This is a genomic window from Methanobrevibacter sp., assembly GCF_017431965.1.
Taxonomy (GTDB): Archaea; Methanobacteriota; Methanobacteria; order Methanobacteriales; family Methanobacteriaceae; genus Methanocatella.
The window spans coordinates 1-7,630 of record NZ_JAFRKB010000013.1; the positions used below are offsets into that span (position 1 = coordinate 1).

9 protein-coding genes are annotated in these 7,630 nt (G+C 35.2%); 4 read left to right on the forward strand and 5 right to left on the reverse strand.

What is annotated here, in order from left to right; genetic code table 11:
- Nucleotides 1–353, reverse strand: a 353-nt coding sequence (locus IJI93_RS01440) for a DUF3795 domain-containing protein (protein ID WP_292818852.1), incomplete at its 3' end; no start/stop codon positions are given.
- Nucleotides 354–409: 56 nt separating this feature from the next.
- Here IJI93_RS01440 and IJI93_RS01445 point away from each other — a divergent pair.
- The 4 genes from IJI93_RS01445 to IJI93_RS01460 all read left to right on the forward strand — a co-directional run bounded on the left by IJI93_RS01445 (nucleotide 410) and on the right by IJI93_RS01460 (nucleotide 3,210).
- The gene (locus IJI93_RS01445) at nucleotides 410–1,600 is read left to right on the forward strand and encodes a glycosyltransferase (RefSeq protein WP_292818855.1); all 1,191 of its coding nucleotides are present in this window, start codon (nucleotides 410–412) and stop codon (nucleotides 1,598–1,600) included.
- A gap of 163 nt (nucleotides 1,601–1,763) precedes the next feature.
- A complete protein-coding gene (locus tag IJI93_RS01450) occupies nucleotides 1,764–2,321 on the forward strand; it encodes a 50S ribosomal protein L15e (protein WP_292818858.1) in 558 nt (185 codons plus the stop codon).
- A gap of 31 nt (nucleotides 2,322–2,352) precedes the next feature.
- On the forward strand, nucleotides 2,353–2,778 hold the full coding sequence (locus IJI93_RS01455) for an RNA-binding protein (protein WP_292818861.1): 426 nt from the start codon (nucleotides 2,353–2,355) through the stop codon (nucleotides 2,776–2,778).
- A 42-nt stretch (nucleotides 2,779–2,820) separates the two neighbouring features.
- Nucleotides 2,821–3,210 carry a hypothetical protein gene (locus IJI93_RS01460; RefSeq protein WP_292818864.1) on the forward strand — a complete coding sequence of 130 codons (390 nt, stop codon included), beginning with the start codon at nucleotides 2,821–2,823 and terminating at the stop codon, nucleotides 3,208–3,210.
- Between the two features lie 132 nt (nucleotides 3,211–3,342).
- Here IJI93_RS01460 and IJI93_RS01465 read toward each other — a convergent pair whose 3' ends face one another.
- The 4 genes from IJI93_RS01465 to IJI93_RS01480 form a co-directional block, all read right to left on the reverse strand.
- Nucleotides 3,343–3,930 (reverse strand): zinc ribbon domain-containing protein, encoded by a 588-nt coding sequence (locus tag IJI93_RS01465; protein ID WP_292818866.1) that lies wholly within the window; start codon nucleotides 3,928–3,930, stop codon nucleotides 3,343–3,345.
- A 237-nt stretch (nucleotides 3,931–4,167) separates the two neighbouring features.
- On the reverse strand, nucleotides 4,168–4,494 hold the full coding sequence (locus IJI93_RS10525; RefSeq protein WP_394355671.1) for a histone family protein: 327 nt from the start codon (nucleotides 4,492–4,494) through the stop codon (nucleotides 4,168–4,170).
- A gap of 174 nt (nucleotides 4,495–4,668) precedes the next feature.
- Complete coding sequence (locus IJI93_RS01475; RefSeq protein WP_292818869.1) at nucleotides 4,669–6,657, reverse strand: phage holin family protein; 1,989 nt, start codon at nucleotides 6,655–6,657, stop codon at nucleotides 4,669–4,671.
- Between the two features lie 101 nt (nucleotides 6,658–6,758).
- The coding region (locus tag IJI93_RS01480; protein WP_292818871.1) for a hypothetical protein at nucleotides 6,759–7,630 on the reverse strand (872 nt) is incomplete at its 5' end.

A 7,630-nucleotide genomic window follows, 5' to 3' on the forward strand; every position in this document is an offset into this window, starting at 1 on the left:
ATGACTCCGCCACATTTGGGGCATAACCATTTTTGTCTGTCTTCACCCATCATGCGTCCAATGCCTGTAGTCTTGATTCTTTTTGCGCTGTCAAGTGTGTTCAAGTCATGCCTTTTTACATATTTTTTGGAATGTTTTTTCATTAAGGGACATGGAAATTCACTACAACGCCCGCAATAACTAAAATTTTTGGTATCAAAACAAGTCTTTATCTTACATTTTAAACTGGCCTTACTTTTGCCGTCATCACTTATCAAACAACCTGCACAGGGGTTTTGAAACTTTTCACAGCTTATGCAGTTTATTCCACAGGGAGCCAACAGTTTTGAATCTAGTTCATCAGGCATTTTCATAGTATTAAATCTCTTCTAAGAAACTTATATATTTATTTAAAAACAAATAGGTCTTCATGAAAATTTTGGTAGTTCAGGAATCTGATTGGATAGAGAGAAATCCTCACCAGCAGCATCATCTCATGGAGAGAATGGCCATAAGGGGTCATGAGATAAGGGTTATTGACTATCCAATCGATTGGCCTAACAATGATGAAGGCGGTTTGATCTATAAAAGGGAAGTTCACAAAGACATATCCAAAATTAAGGAAAACGCAAATATTGAAGTTATAAGGCCTTCATTCGTTAAAATCAAAGGCCTAAACTATGCAACATTATTTTTCTCCCATAAAAAAGAAATTGAAAGGCAGGTTGAAGAATTCAATCCTGACATTATCTTGGGATTGGGAATTTTAAATACATATAATGCTTCAAAAATAGCCAAAAAGCATAATATTCCATTTGTTTATTATTTCATCGACGTTTTGCATGCTCTCATTCCCGAAAAAGCTTTTCAAGGTATTGGCAAATGGTTTACCAAAAAAACCATTGAAAATGCGGATTTGGTCATCACCATCAATAAGAAATTATCAGAGTTTGCAATAAATATGGGTTCTAAAGAGGAATCCACCATCCTAATTGATGCGGGAATTGATTTGGATAGTTATGATCCCGATTTGGATGGCTCTGCAATAAGAAGGCAATACGGTATTGGAGAAAACGATATTGTATTGTTCTTTATGGGTTGGATTTATGAATTTGCTGGAATGACAGAACTTGCGCTCGCGCTTGGCAAATCTAGGGAGAAATATCCGAATTACAGGATTTTGGTTGTTGGCGATGGGGATGCATACGATGAGATGTGCTGCATACGGGATGAATATGGCATGGAAAGCCAATTGATCATGACCGGAAAGCAGCCGTTTGCCAGAATTCCTGAATTTTTGGCAGCTGCCGATTTCTGTCTGCTTCCGGCACATATTGATGAGCCGATAATGCAGGATATCGTTCCAATCAAGATTTATGAATATCTGGCTATGGGAAATGTAGTGATAGCAACTGAACTTCCGGGAATTTCAAAGGAATTCGGATACGGTCATGGAATAGAATACATCCAGGAAGCTTCACAGGTCCTTGAAACGGTTAAGCGCATTTTGGATGAGGGTAAATATGATGAAATTGCAGGTATCGGCCGAGAATATGTCAAAGGTAATGACTGGGAAGCCATCACTGACAAATTTGAAAAGGCCATGGAAGATTTATTGTGAAGTTGGATAAATCTTTCTTTTTAACTATTTTTTACGATACATTTATAAATAGATAAAACAAATATTTGATTACTGTTATTTTATAGCAGTGCTAAAATACTTTTTTTGGGATAAGTTCCCAATTGGATGTGGCCATTAATGGCTGAACAAAAAGGTGTTATTTATGTATAAATATATTAGAGATGCATGGAAAAACCCAGATGAGTCTTACGTACGTGAGCTCATGTGGCAAAGAGCTCCTAAATGGAGAAAACAAAAAGCTGTTCAAAGAATTGAAAGACCTACCAGGCTCGACAGAGCTAGAAGTTTAGGTTACAGAGCTAAAAAAGGTTTCGTTTTAGTAAGAACCAGAGTAAGACGTGGTGGAAGAAGAAAAACTCGTCGTTTCAATGGTCGTAAACCTAAAAGAATGGGTGTAAATAAAATTACTCAAGCAAAATCTATCCAAAGAATCGCTGAAGAACGTGTAGCTAAAAAATACCCTAACTTAGAAGTATTAAACTCCTACTGGGTATGGTCTGACGGTAGATACAAATACTACGAAGTAATTTTAGTAGATCCAAACAGTCCTTCCATTATCAACGATAAAAAAATCAATTGGATTTGTTCCAAAAAACACACTAACAGAGCTCTCAGAGGCTTAACCAGTGCAGGTAATAAAGGACGCGGAATCAAATCTAAAGGAAAAGGCTCTGAACAAGCTAGAAGAAGAAAAATCTAATTTTTCTTCTAAATCCTTTTTTTAGATTAAAATGATACATAATATCAAATTCAGAGCTTTCGTTTATGAAGATGAAAGTGCTGATGAGATTTCTCAAGCTATTTTAAATATTCTTCCTGAAGCTGAAATCGAAGCTGAAGACGCCGAAGGAATGTTGGAGGATAAGATAATAATTCTATCCGGTACAGTATCCAAGAGACGATACACAAAGACTTTTTTTAATACACTTCTAGAGTGGACAGATTTGGATAAATTGAATGATGATTTAGAGCGCAAAATTGATGAGAAGGGAAACTGGTTTTTAAGGTTTGACAAAAAAGACGCTCTAGATGAAAAATGGACTATTTTGGATTCTGGCGATTCAATTCACCTTAAGATAAAAATTGCTGCATATCCTGCAAAAAAAGAGATTGCTGTTGAAAAGATCCGTGAAGCAATCACCTCACACATAAGTTAACTTTATTTGATAACTTTTCCAATATATCATTAAGGTGGTCTAATGGAAAGACAAAGTTATTATTTAATTCTATTATTAGTTGCTTTTTGCGTTTGCATTGGCGTTTTTTTATTTCAATATAATAATGATGTAGCTACTTTCATTATTCTTAATGAAACCCAAGTAAACGAAGACGGTTCATTTTCAGGAATGTTGATGGATGCTTATAGTCAAGGTGTTCCTAACAAAACAATTACATTCCACAAACCCGGCAGTGAAAAAGGAGCGCTTGGTGAGGCAGTAACTGATGAAAATGGGGAATTTACAATTAAAAATGCCGAATATTTTGCGGATGCAGGCAATGAAAACTATTATGGTGGTTTTACATTTGCCGGTGATGGGAAATATGTGGGTTGCACATATGAGGGTAATGTAACAGTTGTAGCAAAATAATTCAGGTAAAATAACCATTTTGTACTGTTTATTAAAATATTTGGCAGTAATATGAAAACTAGTGATGCATTTTCACTGCTTTCATATCTCTACACTTATTTTACTAACATGAGATTATGCTTTAATAGCAATTCATTCATAATCTTTACAAAATTTTCCGATGGCAACAGAATGTCCTAAAGTACAATAATAATCAACTACTCCTTCACTATCAAAATCACCAACTATCATCCCGCCACTGTCTAAAAATTCTTCGTAGAAATGTTTGCAATTATAATTACAGTAACCTCCATTAGTCATTTCATTCTCTTTACGTTTCATTTCTTTTTCTTTTGTGATTCTAACTTTTTCCTGTTCTTTTATTGCCTTTTTCAATTCTGTTTTTATGAAGTGTTTAATTTCGTCATCACTCATATTTTCTCTTTTATTTATAATCTTATTCTTTAGACTATTTTTAATGGAAATTACATGCATTTGCTCAATCTTGTTTTTTCTTATTTCTGATTTGATTTCATCAGATTCAAATATTTTATCAATCGTTTTTAGTTTATTATTTTCTTCTTCTATTTCTTTAGCTTTTTTTTCTATAATGTCCTTCACTTTTCCCGATAATGTGTTATTCTGTTTAATATCAGATTTGTTTATTTTAGTTCCGCAGTTGCCGCAAAAATTATCATCTTTTCCTAATTTAGTCCCGCAGTTAGTACAAAAATTTGCCATATCATACCCTTCTCAAAATCAGTCTTCTTAAACAAATTTCAGTCAAATAACTTATTTATATATTGTGTATATTTTTTTAATTTCTGCATAAATTGAAATTAAATGAAAAGCATAAAAAAAGAAAATTAATGGATTTTTTAATCATGCAGTTCAAAAATAAAAAAATAAAAAAATTTGCAAGAAAAACTTGCAAATAATAACTATGATTTAATTTAAATCATTTTTACTTGTTCATTCTCATTTTTCCAGTTTCTTAAAGGATTTAATGATTTCTTCAATGCCTTTTCCTTCAGATGCAGCTTCAAATACATCTTTGATTACATCTAAAATGTTGTGTTTAGCCTCAGGAGATTCAGAAGCTTTTGGACTGTCAATAGCTAAAGCAATATCTTCTGCTTTTACAGTTTTTCTATTTGCATATTTTGCATATGTAATTGCTTTTTTAGAGACTTCGTCTGCATAATCTTCTAAGTATTCTTCTAATGCATCTACTGCATCAGCACTTACTCTTTCAGCACCGGCTTCTTGGATGATCCTTTTTACAGGAGCCTTAGGAATTGCCATATTTTTCACCTCCGTTGTAATAGCGTTATATTATTATATAACCATAATGCATTGTTAATTTTCTCCTATTTTTACTTAAATTACTTAATTTTCATAATAAAAAGATCTAACTTAAAAAATATTCATAACTTATGTTTATATTTATCATCATCACCTATCATTTTAAATTATAAATTACTTATCAAGTTTAGTGCTTTCTTTAATATTGCTCAAATTTGCTTTCAGAATCCTGTAGATGTTTTCCGCACCTATGATCTCTTCATCCGGAACCTTCCAGTCTGAAGGATATAAGATGAACGGCTCTGATTGACTTCCTCCAACTCCGCCGTGGCTTCCGACCAGCTCTTCAAAGGCGCAAACCTCGTCCTTTTCGGCGTCATAAAAGCTATTGACCAGAATATCTGGAGTGTATTTAAATGAACTGTTTCTTTTTAAATGTTGAGCAATGTTGTCTCCAAAACCTTCAAGAGGATTTTTCCCTTCTATTTCATCATTATCCAAGTAGTATGTTCCATTTTTACCTATTGCCATGTCCCCTTTTTGAGATGAGCGGACTAAAACAAATCCGACGTATTCGTTATTGATGATTTCATAAATCAGCTCTGGAAACATTCTGCTGATTTCTTCATATGTCAGTCTGTGGCTCCATTGGGTTAGATAAATCATTGCAAGATTTCCGGATGCAAGAACTATAACTTCAGAGTCTGACAGCTCTTTTTCTTCATCTTCCTTGTTCCTGTTTTTAATGAAATCAATCTTTTCAGAAAATGGAACGTATACCTCTGCAAAGTGGTCTTCGTTTGAAGACATTTTTGCGTACATGCTTATGTCTTGCGGAAGCAGGGATTTGACAAAGTCTTCGAATGATTCACCATATCTCTGTTTGAATGTAGCTCCATTTGTCTGGCCATGGTCTGACTGTATCACGAATTGATATTCCCTTGGGGAATATTTATTTCCATCAAGCAGACGTTTTATCTGTCTATCCATTCCTTTAAGGGCAAACCATACATCTTCATCCCTAACTCCTGAATGGTGGGCAATTTCATCATAACCCAAATATGTGGAATATGCAACATCAATATCTCCAACCATCATGTCTCCAATAAGTGTTTCGGTGTTGATTTCCCTCATGAATACATTGGTTCCGGCTCTTGTCGGAATATATATGATTCCTCGTGAAATCCTCGGGTGGATGTTTAATAGCCTGTGTTTCAACTGGGAATAGATTTCATGAATCATGTCTTCAAGGACCAGCACGACTATACGTGCGAATTCGTTTGGATTTGAAAATATGGAAAACCATGCGCCGTTATACATTTTTCTCAAATCAGTTATTTTGCTGAAGGTGAAAATCACATTGTCGGTATCGCCTGAAAATAGGTTGGATCTGCTCGCTCCATTTTCAACAAGCAATCCGTTTCCATCTGATATTCTTTCTTCAAGTATTTTAACCTTTGTAACTCCTGAACACTGCATTACTTGATTGTCATTTTCTTTTTCAATCCATCTAAAAGCGGTGATGTTTTCATTGTTTCCATGGAGGATTCCTGCTTGGCTTGCTCCTGTCTGTGAGGACAGATCAGTTTCCCATTTCTTAAGGATATGGGTCTTTCCATCTATCATTGACTTGACGGTAGGCATAACTCCCCTGTCGACAGCTTCACATAAAACGTCATAGGCAAGTCCGTCAATCTCCACGATTATCACGCCAGGATAATCCTTAACTTCCCCTTTTCTTTTAAGTTGAGCTTCCCTCAGCACAGCCTGGTAATATGCCCCATCATCTTCAAGTCCAAATATGGTGGATAGGATGATTGTAATCAGTGATATTGTCAATGGTGCAAGAATTACTCCCAATCCATTAATGTTTAAACCAAAATATGGTCCGAAAAAAGCAAATAGCCCTCCATTTAGAATCAGGGTACCAATTCCGAAAGTCCAAACCAGAAGCGGCATATATACCCTTGTTATAAGTGGCCATAATATGGCATTGAAAATGCTGATGAAAAATATGAAAATTACAACCCTATAAAGATTGGTAACGGTAAAATCCAATCCGAAACTAATTAAATACAATCCTATTAAATTTGCAATGAACAGTATCAGATATCTTTTCAATGAAAGTCCGGGGGTTTTTTTAAGTTCATCAATGTCTCTCATAGGACTCTTTAAAAAATAATTGATAATAGTGAAAATTATTCCACTATTATTCTGTTTGATTTAACTTTACTTCTTTGAAGTAGCTCTTTTAAGTGTTCTAACTAATCTTGTGTTTCTTCAGGAAGAGTTTTCTCAATGAGCATGCTTAATGAGCCATTCAAGAATTCCCCTATATCAATGCCGTTCATGTCGAAATTGCCGAAAATGCCGGAAACATCGAAATTAGATAAGTTAAGGCTTTCCAATAGACTGGATATGTCAAAGTTTTCTGCATCGAAGCTGCTTATTAGGCCATCGAAATCAAGATTATCAAAGTCAATATTGAGTAATTTTGAGATAGCGGTATCGGCAGTCATGATAAATTCGCAACTGCATAAGGCATCAATAAGTTCTTCGAGGCTGATTGCGGATAGGTCATAGCCTGACAGGTCAATTCCAAACTCAGTTAAGTCAATTCCTGCTGAATCAAGCAGTCTGGTTAAGTCAAGTTTGATTGCACCTAAACTTGAATAATCGAAGTTTTCAAATGCACTGGCAAAGTCCATATCTGGGTCGGTGAACATTTCCATCATAGCGGAGATGTCCAGCTCGGATAGGTTAAGGCTTTCTAATAGGCTTGTCATATCAAAGTTTTCTTCGTCAAAGCTGCTTATCAGACCATCCAAATCAAGGTCATCCAATTCAATGCCGAATAACTTTAACATTATTAAAATGGTGTTCATGTCAAAGTCAAGATTGCTAAAGACGCCAATAAGTTCTGCAAGGGTGATTGCAGATAGGTCGTAGTCTGATAGGTCAATGCCTAACTCGGATAAGTCCATGTCTAGTGAATCAATCAGTCCGGTTAGGTTAAGTTCGATTGCGCCTAAGCATGATAAATCGAGGTTTCCAAATATTGCGGCATAGTCAATGTCTGATTCGGTGAACATGCTTATAATGGCATTAATGTCGAGATCGGATAGGTTAAGGCTTG

What these genes read in the sequence shown, in the direction of transcription:
- IJI93_RS01445 (WP_292818855.1), top strand. Translation starts at nt 410, where the DNA reads ATGAAAATTTTGGTAGTTCAGGAATCTGATTGGATAGAGAGAAATCCT.
- IJI93_RS01450 (WP_292818858.1), top strand. Translation starts at nt 1,764, where the DNA reads ATGTATAAATATATTAGAGATGCATGGAAAAACCCAGATGAGTCTTAC.
- IJI93_RS01455 (WP_292818861.1), top strand. Translation starts at nt 2,353, where the DNA reads ATGATACATAATATCAAATTCAGAGCTTTCGTTTATGAAGATGAAAGT.
- IJI93_RS01460 (WP_292818864.1), top strand. Translation starts at nt 2,821, where the DNA reads ATGGAAAGACAAAGTTATTATTTAATTCTATTATTAGTTGCTTTTTGC.
- IJI93_RS01465 (WP_292818866.1), bottom strand. Translation starts at nt 3,930, where the DNA reads ATGGCAAATTTTTGTACTAACTGCGGGACTAAATTAGGAAAAGATGAT.
- IJI93_RS10525 (WP_394355671.1), bottom strand. Translation starts at nt 4,494, where the DNA reads ATGGCAATTCCTAAGGCTCCTGTAAAAAGGATCATCCAAGAAGCCGGT.
- IJI93_RS01475 (WP_292818869.1), bottom strand. Translation starts at nt 6,657, where the DNA reads ATGAGAGACATTGATGAACTTAAAAAAACCCCCGGACTTTCATTGAAA.